Source organism: Acidovorax sp. sic0104 (genome assembly GCF_019219095.1).
Lineage (GTDB): Bacteria > Pseudomonadota > Gammaproteobacteria > Burkholderiales > Burkholderiaceae_C > Acidovorax.
The window spans coordinates 100,103-114,010 of the sequence record NZ_JAHUWH010000015.1 but is presented as its reverse complement, the minus strand read 5'-3'; the positions used below and the strand labels follow the sequence as shown (position 1 = coordinate 114,010).

The following is a 13,908-nucleotide window of genomic DNA, read 5'->3' as shown; positions in this document are numbered from 1 at the left end:
CAGATCACCCGGTCCTTCGCTCCCTTTCGTCAGGCATGCTCGATGCAAACCCAACTCTCTCCTGAATACCGCGCCCGCGCCGATGGCCTGGAAGCCGAGGCCATCTTGCGCAAGTGCGTGCACTGCGGCTTTTGCACCGCCACCTGCCCCACCTACCAGTTGCTGGGCGACGAGCTCGATGGCCCGCGCGGCCGCATCTACCTCGTCAAGCAGGTGCTCGAAGGCGCAGAGCCCACGCGCAGCACCCAGGTGCACCTGGACCGCTGCCTGACCTGCCGCAACTGCGAGAGCACCTGCCCGAGCGGCGTGCAGTACGGCCACCTCGTGGACATCGGCCGCAAGATCGTGGATGAGAAGGTGCCCCGCCCCCTGGGTGAAAAGGCGCTGCGCTGGGCGCTGAAAGAGGGCCTGCCCTCGCCCCTGTTCGCCCCCGCGATGAAGGCCGGCCAGTTGGTGCGCGGCCTGCTGCCCGCAGCGCTCAAGGCCAAGGTCCCGGCGCCGCAGACTGCGGGTGAATGGCCCACGCGCAACCATGCGCGCAAGGTGCTCATGCTCGCAGGCTGCGTGCAGCCAGCCATGATGCCGAACATCAACAGTGCCACCGCACGCGTGCTCGACGCGGCAGGCATACAGACCGTTGTCGCCGCCAAGGCGGGCTGCTGCGGCGCGGTGAAGTTCCACCTCAACGACCAGGCGGGCGGCATGGCCGAGATGCGGGCCAACATCGACGCCTGGTGGCCGTTGGTGGAGCAGGCCGGGGTGGAGGCCATTGTCATGAACGCCTCGGGCTGCGGCGTCACCGTGAAGGAGTACGGCCACATCCTGAAGGACGACGCGCAATACGCGGCCAAGGCCGAGCGCATCAGTGAGCTCACGCGTGATCTCTCCGAGCTGTTGCCAGAGCTGTTGCCCGAGCTGGCCGACAAGCTCGCCGGCCGCGCGCAGCCCGCAGCCGACGTGCTGTACGCCTACCACCCGCCGTGCACGCTGCAGCACGGCCAGCAACTGCGTGGCGGGGTGGAGGTGCACCTGGCGCGCCTGGGCTTCAAGCTGCGGGCTGCGCGCAATGAGGCGCACCTGTGCTGCGGCTCGGCGGGCACGTATTCCGTGCTGAACCCCACGCTGTCCTACCAACTGCGCGACCGCAAGCTCGGCGTGCTGGGCGAGGCCTTCGGCGAGCAGCCGCCGGATGTGATCCTGTCGGCCAACATCGGGTGCATCACCCACCTGCAAAGCGGCACGGGCACACCCGTGCGGCACTGGATCGAGGTGCTGGACGAGGCCATGCGCTGACGCACACAGGGCTCGCTGTCGGACATTTTTGCCAACGCTGGCATGATGGAGGGCTTTGTCGCCCCCCACCTCACCCTTTTGCACGCCATGACCGATTCCGTGTCCGCACAAGAACAACAAGCACCGAACGCAGCAGCAGCAACGACGGCTGCGGCCCCGGCCGGGTCCACCGCTACTGCCGCCCCTGCCGGCGTGGCAGCCGCCGTGCCCGATGCACCCGCTGGCGAGCACGCCGCAGAGCGCGGTCGCCGCTCGGACGGAAAGCGCCGCAGCAACCGCGGCAATGCGCCGCGCCAGGGCGCCGCGCGCAACGGCGATGCAGCGCAGCCCTTGATCGCCCAGGGCGCTGCGGCCCGCACGCCGCCGCGCACGCACCCTGCGCTGGAGCAGCTTGCCGGCCTGTACCCGCAACTGTTCGGTGCGGTGTTCCGCCCCCTCAAGCGCGGAATCTTCCAGGACATCCTGGCGGCGCACCCCGACGCTTTTGAGCGCGAGGCGCTCAAGGTGGCGCTGGGTATCCACACCCGCTCCACACGCTACCTGCAAAGCGTGGCGGCCGGCGACAAGCGGCATGACCTATCGGGCCAGCCGGTGGAAGACATGGCGCCCGAGCATGTGCACCACGCGCTGCTGGAGGTCTACCGCCGCCGCAAGAACAGCAAGACCCGCCCCACCGAAGACCTTCTGCCCAAGCTGCGCAATCGCATGATGGCCGCGTTCGAGGCATCGGGCCTGGCGCGCGAGGCGTACACCGAACTCGTGCAGGGCCGCGACGACGCTGCCAACGCGATCCTGGAAGAAGCGTTTGCCGAATGGTCTGCCCGCAATGCGAAGGACGAGGCCCTGCTGCGCGCCTTCGAGGGCAGCGGCCAGACGCTGGAAGCCTTTGCCGACATGTACGGCCTGGTGCCGCGCACGGTGGGCCAGCAGCTCGAACGCGCGCGCCGCCTGGCGGCTGCGCGCGCGCAGCAGGCTGCGGATGCCGCCGCCGCTCCTGTCGCATCCGCTGAGGATGGCGATGGTCATGCAGCGGTGGTGCCGCCGACGGCGCCGGCCCAGGACAGCTGACGCCGCCCGTCACCAGCTTTGTGTCCGCAGCACCCGGCCGCCTGATCTTCCTGCCCGGCGTGGGCGGCAACCCGGCTTTCTGGCGGCCTGCCTCGGACGCGATCGTGTTCGAGTCAGAGCGGGTGCTGCTGGGCTGGCCGTGGTTTGGCGCGGCATCGGCGGCGGACATGCCGCCAGGCACGGCGGACCGCATGCAGAACCTGGTCGATGCGGTCACGCCGCACATGGACCAGCCCTGCGCACTGATAGCCCAGTCCATGGGCGGCGTGGTGGCCGCGCTGGCCGCCCTGCAGCGGCCCGAACATCTCACGCACCTGGTGCTTGTGGCCACGTCCGGCGGTGTGCCCATCGACGACCTGCGCCCCCACGACTGGCGCCCTGATTTCATCCGCGCAAACCGCGCCTTCCCACCATGGATGGCCCGTGAACGCTGGGACCTCGCACCGCAGCTCGGCTCGGTGCGTGCGCCCGCCTTGCTGCTGTGGGGCGACGCCGACCCCATCAGCCCCGTGGCGGTGGGCGAGCGCCTGCTGGGCCTGCTGCCGCAGGCGCAGCTGCACGTGCTGCCAGGCGGCGCCCACGACGTGTCCCAGACGCACGCCGAGGCGGTGGCCGCGCACATCGACCGCCACCTGCGGGCGGGGCACTGAGCGCCTGGGCGCTGTCCTGGCTGGAGGCCTTCCCGGCCTGGCCGTCCGGTGCTGCTGGCGCACGTTGTCAGCAACCGGCGCTGCCCACCCCAATGCCCGCAGCAGGCTACTGACATCAGGGTGTCAGCAGCAGGCCCCCACCATCCGTTGCCTGCAGCTGCACACACGCGGCAACGATCGATCCGTCGATCGGCTCCACCATCGAACAAAGAGAGAGAGGACCTGCCATGACCACCCCCGCTATCGTCCGCATCCCTGCTTTCAGCGTGGCCGGCATCGCCGTGCGCACGCGCAACAGCGAAGAGATGAACCCTGCCATCGCGCGCCTTGGAGGCCTGTGGAACCGCTTCTTCAGCCAGAGCTGGGAACACAAGCTGCCCAGCCGGGGTGACGACGGCCGGGTTTTCGGCGTCTACAGCGGCTACGAATCCAACGAACATGGCGCTTTCGACGTGACGGCTGGCGTGGCCGTCGCCGAGGCGGACAGGGCGCAGGCAGCGGCCGTGCCAGGCGCGGCGCGCGTCGACATCGAGGCGGGCGACTACCTCGTGTTCACCGGCGCAGGCGAGATGCCACAGATGGTGATCGACACCTGGGTGCGCATCTGGCAATACTTTGCCGAAAATCCGCAGGTGCAGCGCCGCTTCGGCACCGACTTCGAGGCCTACGAAGGCCCGGACCAGGTGGCCATCCACATCGGCGTGAAGCCATAGCCAACGGTCGGGCAGCGGAGCCCGGCAAGCTGCAATTGCTATATTATTGATAGCTGACGACGCTTTCTGATCAGGCGCTGCAGCCCCAAATGCTGAGAGAATGAGCCCCGTCCATGCGCCGCGCTGACCGCCTTTTCCAGATCGTCCAGCTCATCCGGGGCCGGCGCCTGTCCACGGCGGCTTTCCTGGCAGAGCGGCTCGAAGTCTCGGCGCGGACCATCTACCGCGACGTGGCGGACCTGCAGCACCAGGGCGTGCCCATTGAGGGCGAAGCCGGTGTGGGCTACCGCCTGGGTGCGGGCTTTGACCTGCCGCCGCTGATGTTCAGCCAGGGAGAGGCCAACGCGCTGGTGGCAGCCGCTCGGCTGGCGCAAGCCTGGCTGGATGCGGGCCTGGCGCGCGAAGTGGAGGGCGCCCTGGGCAAGATCCTGTCGGTGCTGCCCCCCGCAGCGCGCGTGGCAGCCGAGGCGCAGGCGCTGTACGCGCCGTCGGTGGGCCTGGGCCCGCAGGCACAGGCCACGCTGCAGGCGCTGCGCGAAGCGGTGCACAGCCGCCACGTTGTGCAGGTCCACTATGCCGATGTGCAAGGCCGGCCCAGCCTGAGGCGCCTGCGCCCGCTGGGCTGCTTCTATTGGGGCAAGGTGTGGACGCTCTCTGCGTGGTGCGAGCTGCGCGGCGACTTCCGGGGCTTTCGCATCGACCGCATCGTGGACCTGGTGGTGCTGGAAGAGCAGTTCCGCCAGGAGCCCGGCAAGACGCTGGCCGACATGCTGCGCAAGGTGGAGGCGGAGATGGGCTCGCGCCCGCACGAATGGCCGCCTTCGGACACTCCCGGCCTGAATGTCTGAGCAGGCAGACCCAGCCTGCCGCCTCGATGTCGCCGCGGCGCCGGGGCGTGCCGGCAGCGGCGGCCCCAAGGCATCGAGCTGCGGCCGCACTTCGGCCTGCCCCGCAGCGCAACCTGCACAATGCGCCGATGACCCTTTGCCTGCTCGACCTTGCGCCTGCCGTGGCGCTGCGCCCCGCAGCCCCCGATGACGTGCTCCGGCTGGCCCGACTGTGGCGTGACGCCTGGAGCTCTGCCAACCCGTCGGCACCTGCCGTCGCGCCGCTGCCTCACTGGGAGGCCCGGGTGCGTGCCGAGTTCGGTGCGCCCCACACGGCACTGCTGGCCGAACGCGCCGATGGGACGCTGCTGGCGTTCATGGTGCTGGACCTTCGGCGCAGCCATCTGGAGCAGCTGTTTGTAGCCCCCGCCGCGCAGGGCCAGGGGCTGGGCGCCGCGATGGTGCGGGAGATCTGCGCGCGGCTGTGCCCCGCCGGCTGGACCTTAGAACCTGTTCAAGATCTTTTCGGGGATCGCATTGGAGTGCAATCGGGATGAGTGGATGCCTCGGATGCGCCGCATGGGCTCGTGCCCATGCAAGCAGCCGGGGCGTCCAATCGCCCGATTTCACTCCAACCCTTCGGGCAAGTGCCTTGCCGGGCGGTCTGCGGCGTTGCGGCGCTTGTGGATAGCAGGGCTATCCACTGCGCACCGCGCCTAGCATCCCATCCCGGCAAGGCACTTGTGCGACCCCGAAAAGATCTTGAACAGGTTCTTACATGTGGCCACCGCCAACCAGCGTGCGCGGCGGTTCTATGCGGTGTGCGGGCTCGTGGAGGAGGCAGTGGACAGGCACCCGCAGACCGGCCGGGAGCGGGTGCTGTGCCGCTGGGCGCCGCAGGACATCGATTGAGCAGGGGCGCTTTCCGTGACCTCGGTCAGGCCAGCGCGGCCTCGATGTCCCCCGCCAGTTTCTTGGGCGCATCCTGCGGTGCATAGCGCCGTATCACCTGGCCGTCCTTGCCGACCAGGAACTTGGTGAAGTTCCACTTGATGGCCTTGCTGCCCAGCAGGCCCGGGGCCTCGGCGGTCAGCCACTTGTACAGGGGCGATGCGCTGGCGCCGTTCACGTCGATCTTGGCCATCATCGGAAAGCTCACGCCGTAGTTGAGCTGGCAGAAGCTTGCGATCTCGTCGTTGCTGCCGGGGTCCTGGCTGCCGAACTGGTTGCACGGAAAGCCCAGCACCACCAGGCCCTGGCCGGCGTACTGCTTGTGCAGCTCTTCCAGTCCGCCGAACTGGGGCGTGAAGCCGCAGGCGCTGGCGGTGTTGACGATCAGCAGCACCTTGCCTTTGTACTGCGAGAGCGGCACGGTCTGGCCGTTCATCTGCTGGGCGTCGAAGTCGTAGATGCTGTCGGGCATGGCGCAGGCTCCTCAAAGGGTGGATGACCGTCGATGGTAGTGGTTGTCCGTGGTGCGTGCTGCAGCTGCGGGATGTTCTCAGGCAGTGCTTCGTCCGCGCCTGTACTGCAGCGCGGCCAGCAGCGACGCCGCCAGGATCAATGCGCCGCCCGCTACCGTGCGCGGCGTGAGCGTGGCCGCGCCCAGCAGGGCCGACGACACGCTGGCGAACATCACCTCCGACAGCATCACCAGCGCTGTGGTGCCTGCGGCCAGGCGCGCGGCGCCGAACTGCAGCGCCCAGTTGCCCAGCATGAGCACGCCCGCCAGCAGCAGGCCGGTGGTGAGCCAGGTGGCGTTCACGGCGGGGAACGGATCGACCACGCCCAGCTGCAGCCCCACGCAGGCCACGGCCAGCGCCATGAGCATGCAGCCGCCGAACATCGAGAACATGCGCGCGGGCCCCGGCACGGCGTGCAGGCGCCGCAGCGTCACGTTGGTGAGCGCGAACATGAACCCGCCCAGCAGCGCAAGACCGTCGGCCAGCGACAGGTTCTGCAGCAGCCGTGCGGCGGGCGCGCCCTCGGGCAGCAGCACCAGCACCACACCCGTGAAGGCCAGCGCCAGCCGCAGCAGCGCGGACGCCGTGGGCCGCTCGCCCAGCACCTTCCAGGCCAGCAGCACCGCCCAGGCGGGCATCAGGTAGAACAGCAGGATCACGCGCACCACGTCGCCGATCGTCACGGCCCAGTTGAACGCCACGTTGTTCAGCCCCGAACTCAGCGCCAGCAGCCACAGCTCTGGGTGCGCCCGCACCTGCGCAAGGATCCCCGGCCGCCACGCCAGCAGCCCCAGCAGCACCACCGCATACATGAACGCCGTGGCCCACAGCGGATGCAGCCCCGCCTGGTGCATGTGCTGAAACGGCCACCACGCCAGCCCCCAGACAAAGGCGTTGAACAGCAGGGCAGCGAAAGGCAAAGGCGATTGCATAAGAAAATGGCCGCCAACGCTGGGTAGAAAAGCGCAAGCAGCTACAAAAACGATAGTAATTCGCACCGAGCGTAAAAACCGGCGCGCCCTGAAGCCAGTGCACCCGTGGATCTGGCTCCGCCAGTCCACCGGGTGCGTTCCCCTCCGGGGGAAGCGGCGCAGCCGCTCAGGGGGGCACTCCGTGGGGCTTCAGTGATGCGTATCGTGCCGCGCAATGTGCAGCAGGTGCTCCACCTCTTCGCGGTGCTGGACGCAGTTGTTCTGGTGCCAGCGCTGGATCACCCACATCACCGCGGCCACCACCAGCCCGAACGCCGTGATGGCACCGAAGACCGACAGACCCAGCTTGAGCGAGAGGCTGTAGAAAGCGCCCAGCGCCAGGATGCAGGCCTGTTCGTTGAAGTTCTGCACGGCGATCGAACGGCCCGCGCCCATCAGGTTGTGGCCCCGGTGCTGTAGCAGCGCATTCATGGGCACGACCAGGTAGCCGCCCAGGCCACCCAGGATGATGAGGAACGGGATGGCCACCCAGATGTTGTTGATGAACACCATCAGGATCAACAGCAGCCCCATCGCAATGCCCAGCGGGATGACCTTGGTGGCGACATCCAGCCGCATCCGCATCGAGGCCACCACTGCGCCCACGGCGGTGCCGATGGCGACCACGCCGGTGAGGGCCGATGCCTGCGTGGTGTTGTAGCCCAATGCCACGGCGGCCCAGGCCAGCACGATGAACTTGAGGTTGCCGCCCGCGCCCCAGAACAGGGTGGTGGTGGACAGCGAGATCTGGCCGAGCTTGTCGCGCCACAGGCGGCTGTTGCAGGCCCAGAAGTCGGGCAGCAAGCTCAGCGCGTTCGACAGGATGCCGCGGGCCGGGTCGGCGCGCAGCGGGCGCATCTCCACGCCGGTGTGCGGAATGCGGGTGTTGAACCAGGCGGCCAGCGCGTACACGGCGATCAGCGCGGCGATGGCCGACTCGGCCGGCGTGTCCACGCCCGTGTCGATGAGCGGGAAGTCAAAGCCCAGCAGCATGCCCGACAGGTGCTGGCCCACGAGCTGGCCGCCGAACAGGACGCCCAGGATGATCGATGCGATGGTGAGCCCTTCGATCCAGCCGTTGGCCTTGACCAGCTGCGACGCGGGCAGCAGCTCGGTCAGGATGCCGTACTTGGCGGGTGAGTACGCCGCGGCGCCCAGGCCCACCACCGCGTAGGCAATGAGCGGGTGCGAGCCGAACAGCATCATCAGGCAGCCCACCACCTTGATGGCGTTGCTGATGAACATGACCTTGCCCTTGGGCAGTGCATCGGCAAAGGCCCCCACGAAAGGCGCGAGCACCACATAGAACAGCGCGAACATGGGCACCAGCGCCGCGCGCTGCCACTCCGGGGCGCCTTCTGAGCGCAGGAGTTCCACGGCGGCCACGAAAAGTGCGTTGTCGGCCAGCGAGCTGAAAAACTGCGCCGACATGATGGTGTAGAAACCGCGCTTCATCGAATGGCTGTTGGGTGCATCAGTTCGGCTGATGCACTGTTAAAAGTGGGGAACCCTGGCGAGTGACAGGCGGTTATATCACGCGGATAAACGGCTGCAGTGCCAGAATCCTCCGCGTATTCCCCGGTAAATCCCTCGCCCGAACAGGTCCTTTGTCATGCCCCGTCCCATCGCCGCCACCATCCACACCGCCGCCCTGCACCACAACCTGGAGCGGGTGCGCCGTTCGGTCCCGGACGCCAAGGTCTGGGCGGTGGTGAAGGCCAATGCCTATGGGCATGGCATCGAGCGGGTGTTCGAGGGCCTGCGCAGCGCCGACGGCTTTGCGCTCATCGACCTGGCCGAGGCCGAGCGCGTGCGCCACCTCGGCTGGCGCGGTCCCATCCTGCTGCTCGAAGGCGTGTTCGAGCCGCGCGACCTGGAGCTGTGTTCGCGCCTGGGCCTCTGGCATGCGGTGCACTGCGACGAGCAGATCGACATGCTGGCCGCGCACAAGACGCAGGTGCCGCACCGCGTGTTCCTCAAGATGAACTCGGGCATGAACCGCCTGGGCTTCACGCCCCAGCGCTACCGCGCGGCCTGGGCGCGGCTCGATGCGCTGCCGCAGGTGGACGAGATATCCGTCATGACGCACTTCAGCGACGCCGATGGATCGCGTGGCATCGACCACCAGATCGATGTGTTCAACCAGGCCACGCAGGACCTGCCGGGCGAGCGCAGCGTGGCCAACAGTGCCGCCACGCTGCGCCACCACGCCGACGCGCGCCTGCGCTCGGACTGGGTGCGCGCCGGCATCGTGGTGTACGGCAGCGCGCCGGACTTCCCAGAGAACGACGCCGGCCACTGGGCGCTGCAGCCCACCATGACGCTGTCCACGCGCCTGCTGGCGGTGCAGCAGCTGCAAAAGGGCGACACCGTGGGCTACGGCTCGCGCTTCACGGCCGACGGCCCGCTCACCATCGGCGTGGCGGCCTGCGGCTATGCCGACGGCTACCCACGCCATTGCGACACCGGCACGCCCGTGCTGGTCAACGGCGTGCGCACCCGTCTCGTGGGCCGTGTGAGCATGGACATGGTCACGGTGGACCTCACGCCGCTGATCGCGCAGGGCATGGCGGTGGGCTTCGGCACCGAGGTCACGCTGTGGGGCAGCGCCAGCAACGGCGCCGTGCTGTCCATCGACGAGGTGGCGCGCGCTGCCGGGACGGTGGGGTACGAGCTGATGTGCGCGCTGGCCCAGCGCGTGCCGGTGTCGGTGGACGGCGAGCGCTGACACCCGCCTTCGCTGCGACCGCTCGGGCGCAACGGGGTGCAGATTCGTCGACAAGTTCACGCGCCCTGCGGCTTGCCGGGTAGCGTGGGGCACCGGCACGGCGTGAAAGTGGTGTGAAATGGGCGCTGCCCCACATCCACAACGCGTTTCCTTGTATGGCCACTCCCCGAAGCAACGGCACCAGAAGCAATAGCGGCAACAGCACCAAGCCCCGGAAGAAGAGCTCCAGCTGGCGCTCCGTGCGCATGCCCCAGCAAGGCAGCGTGGCGCGCACCCTGCAGCAGCGCTACAGCTTGCGGCTGCACGGGCTGCTCATCGGCAGCTTCACGTTGCTGCTCATGTGGTGCACGTCGCATGTGCAGATGCTGGTGGGCGTCGATTCGCTCGCGCTGCGTTATGCGGTGACGCTGTCGGTCGGCTACCTTGCCTACCTGCTGGTGCTGCGGGCCTGGGCCGCGCGGCTGGTGGACCGGCGTGAGCACAACGACGGCGGCGACGCCGGCCTGGACCTGCCCGATGTGTCCTGGCCGAACGGCGGTGGTTCGTCATCCGGCGGCGGCGGCGGTGTGCCGCTGCCGCGCACGGGTGGCGGCAACTTCGGCGGGGGCGGTGCGTCGGGGGACTATGGGGGCGGGTGGACCTCCGGCCTGTCCAACGCCGGCTCCGCAAGCAGCAGCGGCAGCGAAGGCAGCGCCCTGGGCGATCTGGCCAGCGGCGCCGCCGATGCGATCGGCAGTGCGGACGAGGGGGCCGTGGTGGTCGTTCCCGTCGTGGCCATCTTCCTCATCGGGGCCGCGCTCATCTTCGGTGCCGGGTCGCTGGCCATGCTGTTCTTCGGCTGGGACGTGCTGCTGACCGTGGCGGTGGAGCTGGCCTTCTCGGTCGCCACCGCGCGCGTGGCGGTGGGTGTGGAGCGCGAAGGCTGGCTGGGCGCCGCCGTGCGGCTCACCTGGAAACCGCTGCTCGGCGCGCTCCTGTGCGCCGTGGCGCTGGGCGCCACCATCGACCACTTCCTGCCGGATGTGCAGTCCTTGCCCCAGGCGGTGCGGGCCATCCAGGGGCGCTGAAGATCTCCTATTTGCTATGCATATAGTAGCGATGGGCGCTCTCCCATAAAGCGCTAGAGCCTCATAGGGCCTGCGAAATGCAAGCCCCCAGGCCCGTCCCACTCAGCGGAGTCCGTGCCGCCCGTGCCGGCCCTCGGCGCAACCCGCAGTGCCTTGCGCCTCCATGCTGCTGCGCACCTGCGCCAGCAAGTCCAGGAGCTGAGACTGCGTGGCGCTGTCGCAGTCCTGCAGCAGCGTGGCGGCAACGCCCCGGCGGGCTTCGCGCAGCGCCTGGTGCAGGGCTTTGCCCTGCTCGCTCAGGCTCAGGCAGCGGCTGCGCTTGTCGTCGGCGTTGGGCGCGCTCTCCAGCCATCCCTTGTCCTGCAGCATGGCCACCATGCGCGCCACCTGGGCCTTGTCGGCGCCGCTGTGGGCCACCAGTTCCTTCTGCGTGGCGCCCGGATGGCGGCCCACGAACATCAGCGCGCGCACTTCATTGAGCGTGAGCTCCGGGTGGACGGACGCCATCGTGCGCACCATGTGCGCCTTGTACACGTGGAGCAGGTCGTGCATGGCCTCGAACACCTCGGAGGCTGCGTGGGGGGCTGTACGGGATTTCATCGCGGCATGTTGTTGACAAAATCAACCAAATGGCGGATCATTTGGTGGACTTTGTCAACATTTTAGATCATGAACGCACCCCTGCCTGCCACCGCCCTTGCGCACCTCACCGTCGAACGTGTGCGCCACACCCTGCAAGCCCGTCACCTCCAGGTGGTGCGGCGCACCGCCGTCAGCCCCGGCTTCGTGCGGCTCACCCTGGCCGGGCCTGAGCTGGCCGGCTTCGTGAGCGCGGGCTTTGACGACCATGTGAAGCTCATCCTGCCCCAGCCGGGGCAGGAGCGCCCCTCGCTGCCATCGCTGCAGGACGGCCGTCCGGTGTTCCCCGACCCGCGCCCCGTGCTGCGCGACTACACGCCCGCACGCTTCGACGCCGCCGCTGGCGAGCTGGACATCGAAGTGGCCCTGCACGACGCCGGTCCTGCGACCGACTGGGCGGCCAGCGCGTTCGTCGGGCAGTGGGTGGGCATTGCAGGCCCGCGCGGCAGCCTGGTGATTCCCACGGGCTTCGACTGGCACTGGCTCATCGGCGACGAATCGGCGCTGCCGGCCATCGCGCGCCGGCTGGCCGAGCTGCCGGCCACCACGGCGGCCACGGTGCGCATCCATGTCCGCAACCCGGCGGACCGGCGCGCGCTGGCCAGCGCGGCGCAGCTGGACGTCGCGTGGGTCGATTCGCTGCCGGCCGCGGTGGATGCCCTGGCACTGCCGCCCGGCGCGGGCTACATCTGGGCTGCCGGAGAGCACGCCGAGATGGCCACGGTGCGCAAAGCCGTGCTTGCCAAGCCGGGCGCGGACGCCAAGCGCATGCGCATCGCGGCGTACTGGAAGCGTGGCGTCGCAGATCACCACGAAGATCTGGCGACGGCCTGAGGCAGCAAGGTCCCGGCCCAAGCGCTGTGGAGGCCCGACCAGGACAGGGCGGTCAGGTGGTCACGTGATCAGCGTGAGTGCGGCGGCCTGCCGCACCGCCTCCGTCATGCGGTGCAGCGCCCGCACGTTCAGGCGCCAGTACTGCCAGTACAGCGGCACGTCCACGGGCCTGTTGGGGGTCAGCTCCACCAGCGTGCCGGCTGCGAGGTCGCGCTCCACCATCGGGTCGGGCGTCATGCCCCAACCCAGCCCGGCGTGCGTCGCGATGACAAAGGCATGGGCCTCGGGCAGCCAGTGCACCGGCGGCGCGATGGCACGGCGCGTGATGCGGCGCACGAAGCGCCCCTGCAAGGCGTCCTTGCGGTTGAATACCAGCATCGGGGCCTGCGCGAGCGACGCCGCGTTGACGCCCTGCGCGAAGTGGCGCTGCATGAACGCGGGACTGGCCAGCGCCCGGTAGCGCAGCGTGCCCAGGGGCAACACCTGGCAGCCCTGCACGGGCTGCGGGTCGGCCGTGACTGCGGCCATCACGCGACCCTCGCGCAGCAGGTCAGCGGAATGGTCCTGGTCCTCCACATGGATGTCGAAGGTCAGGCCGGGGCCGTCGGCGGCATGCGCACGCTCCATCGCCGCCGGGAACCAGGTGGCCAGCGAGTCCGCATTCACGCCGATCGCCAGACGCGTGGACGTGCGCTGCCCGCCGCCGATGGCGTCGAGCGCATCGGCCTCGCTCAGGGCCACTTCGCGGGCGTGGCGGTACAGGGCCTGGCCGGCTTCGGTGGGCGTGCACGGGGTGGCGCGGCGCACCAGCACTTGGCCCACTCGCTCTTCCAGCAGCTTCACGCGCTGTGACACGGCCGAGCGGGTGACATGCAGCGCAGCGGCGGCGCGCTCGAAGCTGCCCTCGTCGATCACGGCGGCGAAGGCGCTGAGCTGGGCAGAGTCAAGGGTCATGGCTAATGCTGCCAAGCTGGTTAGAAATTCTGACGGATAGTTAAAAAGTATAGCTGGCGTCAACAGTGACGAATGCCCAGAATCCGTGCCATGAGCAGCACCGCCTTCGTCCACGGATTCACTTCCACCGCCCTTCTGATCATGGCCATCGGCGCGCAGAACGCTTTTGTGCTGCGCCAGGGTCTGCGGCGAGAGCACGTGCTGCCCGTGGTGCTGTTCTGTGCGCTGTCCGACGCCGTGCTGCTCCAGGCGGGCATCTGGGGCATGGGGGGCGTGCTGGTTGCCCGGCCGGAATGGGCGCAGCTCATGCGCTGGGCCGGTGCCATCTTTCTCGTGGCCTACGCCTTGCAGGCCGCGGCGCGGGTGTTCAAGCCCGGCCACCTTCTGGTGTCGGCCAACGGCGCGGGCGCGAGCCTGCGCACCACCTTGCTGACCGTGATGGCTTTGACCTGGCTCAACCCGCATGTCTATCTGGACACCGTGGTGCTGCTGGGCACCATGGCCAGCCCCTATCCCGCCTGGGGGCGGGCCACCTTCGCAGCCGGGGGCTCGCTGGCCAGCGCGCTGTGGTTCCTGAGCCTGGGTTTCGGTTCGCGCTGGCTAGCGCCGCTGTTCGCCTCGCCCGGTGCGTGGCGCGTGCTGGACGGTGCCACGGCCGCCACCATGCTGGTGCTGGCCGGGGTGATGGCGTGGGGATGAGG

16 protein-coding genes are annotated in these 13,908 nt (G+C 69.0%); 11 read left to right on the top strand and 5 right to left on the bottom strand.

The genetic code is table 11. From position 1 onward, the window contains the following. Window positions 1-42: 42 nt before the first annotated feature. From glcF to KW835_RS20960, 7 genes are all read left to right on the top strand, one after another. A complete protein-coding gene (glcF, locus tag KW835_RS20990) occupies window positions 43-1,293 on the top strand; it encodes a glycolate oxidase subunit GlcF (protein WP_218385999.1) in 1,251 nt (416 codons plus the stop codon). 87 nt (window positions 1,294-1,380) lie between these two features. Next, complete coding sequence (locus KW835_RS20985; protein ID WP_255593752.1) at window positions 1,381-2,361, top strand: ProQ/FINO family protein; 981 nt, start codon at window positions 1,381-1,383, stop codon at window positions 2,359-2,361. A gap of 20 nt (window positions 2,362-2,381) precedes the next feature. Further along, window positions 2,382-3,011 (top strand): alpha/beta fold hydrolase, encoded by a 630-nt coding sequence (locus KW835_RS20980; protein WP_218385996.1) that lies wholly within the window; start codon window positions 2,382-2,384, stop codon window positions 3,009-3,011. A 227-nt stretch (window positions 3,012-3,238) separates the two neighbouring features. Then, entirely contained in the window at window positions 3,239-3,724 is a 486-nt protein-coding gene (locus KW835_RS20975; protein WP_218385995.1) for a GyrI-like domain-containing protein, read from the top strand. A gap of 113 nt (window positions 3,725-3,837) precedes the next feature. Beyond that, window positions 3,838-4,572 (top strand): YafY family protein, encoded by a 735-nt coding sequence (locus tag KW835_RS20970; protein ID WP_218385993.1) that lies wholly within the window; start codon window positions 3,838-3,840, stop codon window positions 4,570-4,572. Window positions 4,573-4,700: 128 nt separating this feature from the next. After that, complete coding sequence (locus tag KW835_RS20965; RefSeq protein WP_218385992.1) at window positions 4,701-5,108, top strand: GNAT family N-acetyltransferase; 408 nt, start codon at window positions 4,701-4,703, stop codon at window positions 5,106-5,108. 205 nt (window positions 5,109-5,313) lie between these two features. Continuing rightward, complete coding sequence (locus tag KW835_RS20960) at window positions 5,314-5,463, top strand: hypothetical protein (RefSeq protein ID WP_255593751.1); 150 nt, start codon at window positions 5,314-5,316, stop codon at window positions 5,461-5,463. Between the two features lie 25 nt (window positions 5,464-5,488). Here KW835_RS20960 and KW835_RS20955 read toward each other — a convergent pair whose 3' ends face one another. The 3 genes from KW835_RS20955 to lplT all read right to left on the bottom strand — a co-directional run bounded on the left by KW835_RS20955 (window position 5,489) and on the right by lplT (window position 8,440). Beyond that, window positions 5,489-5,974 carry a glutathione peroxidase gene (locus KW835_RS20955; protein ID WP_218385991.1) on the bottom strand — a complete coding sequence of 162 codons (486 nt, stop codon included), beginning with the start codon at window positions 5,972-5,974 and terminating at the stop codon, window positions 5,489-5,491. Between the two features lie 78 nt (window positions 5,975-6,052). Beyond that, a complete protein-coding gene (locus KW835_RS20950) occupies window positions 6,053-6,946 on the bottom strand; it encodes a DMT family transporter (protein WP_218385989.1) in 894 nt (297 codons plus the stop codon). Window positions 6,947-7,135: 189 nt separating this feature from the next. Then, window positions 7,136-8,440, bottom strand: a complete 1,305-nt coding sequence (lplT, locus tag KW835_RS20945; RefSeq protein WP_218385988.1) for a lysophospholipid transporter LplT — start codon at window positions 8,438-8,440, stop codon at window positions 7,136-7,138. 157 nt (window positions 8,441-8,597) lie between these two features. Between lplT and alr the strand changes: the two genes are divergently transcribed. Further along, window positions 8,598-9,713, top strand: coding sequence for an alanine racemase (alr, locus tag KW835_RS20940; protein ID WP_218385987.1), 1,116 nt, complete (start codon window positions 8,598-8,600; stop codon window positions 9,711-9,713). A 155-nt stretch (window positions 9,714-9,868) separates the two neighbouring features. Further along, window positions 9,869-10,780, top strand: coding sequence for a hypothetical protein (locus KW835_RS20935; protein ID WP_218385985.1), 912 nt, complete (start codon window positions 9,869-9,871; stop codon window positions 10,778-10,780). 102 nt (window positions 10,781-10,882) lie between these two features. On the opposite strand, the gene KW835_RS20930 is transcribed toward KW835_RS20935, so the two are convergent. Further along, window positions 10,883-11,380, bottom strand: a complete 498-nt coding sequence (locus tag KW835_RS20930; RefSeq protein WP_218385984.1) for a MarR family winged helix-turn-helix transcriptional regulator — start codon at window positions 11,378-11,380, stop codon at window positions 10,883-10,885. A 69-nt stretch (window positions 11,381-11,449) separates the two neighbouring features. On the opposite strand from KW835_RS20930, the gene KW835_RS20925 reads away from it, so the two are divergent. Next, window positions 11,450-12,253, top strand: a complete 804-nt coding sequence (locus tag KW835_RS20925; RefSeq protein WP_218385982.1) for a siderophore-interacting protein — start codon at window positions 11,450-11,452, stop codon at window positions 12,251-12,253. 60 nt (window positions 12,254-12,313) lie between these two features. Here the strand turns inward: KW835_RS20925 and KW835_RS20920 are convergent, their stop codons facing one another. Then, on the bottom strand, window positions 12,314-13,207 hold the full coding sequence (locus KW835_RS20920) for a LysR family transcriptional regulator ArgP (RefSeq protein ID WP_218385981.1): 894 nt from the start codon (window positions 13,205-13,207) through the stop codon (window positions 12,314-12,316). Between the two features lie 90 nt (window positions 13,208-13,297). Between KW835_RS20920 and KW835_RS20915 the strand changes: the two genes are divergently transcribed. Then, window positions 13,298-13,906: a LysE/ArgO family amino acid transporter gene (locus KW835_RS20915; RefSeq protein ID WP_218385979.1), complete on the top strand. Its 609-nt coding sequence runs from the start codon at window positions 13,298-13,300 to the stop codon at window positions 13,904-13,906. Window positions 13,907-13,908: the final 2 nt, after the last annotated feature.